The organism is Streptococcus sp. VTCC 12886 (genome assembly GCF_049893425.1).
Lineage (GTDB): Bacteria > Bacillota > Bacilli > Lactobacillales > Streptococcaceae > Streptococcus > Streptococcus suis_AA.
The window spans coordinates 1-747 of record NZ_JBMVJB010000077.1; the positions used below are offsets into that span (position 1 = coordinate 1).

Annotated in this window: 2 protein-coding genes and 1 pseudogene; all 3 read right to left on the reverse strand. The window is 39.4% G+C overall.

Annotated features, from left to right (window positions below):
• Positions 1-104: pseudogene (locus ACPC57_RS11570) on the reverse strand (transposase); the annotation flags it as partial.
• A gap of 50 nt (positions 105-154) precedes the next feature.
• Complete coding sequence (tnpB, locus tag ACPC57_RS11575; protein ID WP_014295152.1) at positions 155-505, reverse strand: IS66 family insertion sequence element accessory protein TnpB; 351 nt, start codon at positions 503-505, stop codon at positions 155-157.
• Positions 486-671, reverse strand: coding sequence for a hypothetical protein (locus ACPC57_RS11580; protein ID WP_434067004.1), 186 nt, complete (start codon positions 669-671; stop codon positions 486-488). The genes tnpB and ACPC57_RS11580 overlap by 20 nt, the downstream gene beginning before the upstream one ends.
• Between the last annotated feature and the right edge of the window lie 76 nt (positions 672-747).

A 747-nucleotide genomic window follows, 5' to 3' on the forward strand; every position in this document is an offset into this window, starting at 1 on the left:
TTCTGTCTCAGATACTCAACCTGTTCTCGAAGGAGAGTGAGTTCATTAGCCATCATCTCTATCGTTTTTGACTGTGTTTCAATAATTTTTTCTAGTGATGACATAACCAATCTCCTTCTTTTTATTTCATTATACACAAAGAAAAGCCATGTTTTCAATAGAAATCACGACTTTTTGAAACATTTATTTTTGGGATGATAGAAAATCCCTTCATGAGCCAGTCCACCTGCTCGGAAGTTAGAGCCTTGACCTCTTCTTCATTGCTTGGCCAGGTCAATTTCCCATTTTCAAAACGTTTATACAATAACCAAAATCCTTGTCCATCCCAATAAAGAGCCTTGAATCGGTCTTTTCGACCTCCGCAGAAGAGATAGACCTGACCGGAGAAGGGATCCAGATTGAATTGACTTTTGACAAGGTAGGCGAGAGAATCAATCCCTTGTCGCATATCCGTTTTCCCGCAAACCAAGTAGACTTGACCTAAATCACTGAGCCGGATTGTCATAGAACAGTACCTTATCCAAGATTGTTTCCAATACCTCTTGGTTGATAGAGTGAAAGAATGTGAGTTCTACTTTTTCGAGACGAATCTTCATCAGAATCTTATTTCTACTTTTCTTTTCAAAGCGTCGCGATTTGGGAAGAGTCAGTGGGACGATGGGTTGTGACATAAAAAATCCTCCAGTTTGTTTTTTATAACAGTATACTGGAGGAAGGAGTGATTGGATAGATACCTTGTTATTGGGC

What these genes read in the sequence shown, in the direction of transcription:
- tnpB (WP_014295152.1), bottom strand. Translation starts at nt 505, where the DNA reads ATGACAATCCGGCTCAGTGATTTAGGTCAAGTCTACTTGGTTTGCGGG.
- ACPC57_RS11580 (WP_434067004.1), bottom strand. Translation starts at nt 671, where the DNA reads ATGTCACAACCCATCGTCCCACTGACTCTTCCCAAATCGCGACGCTTT.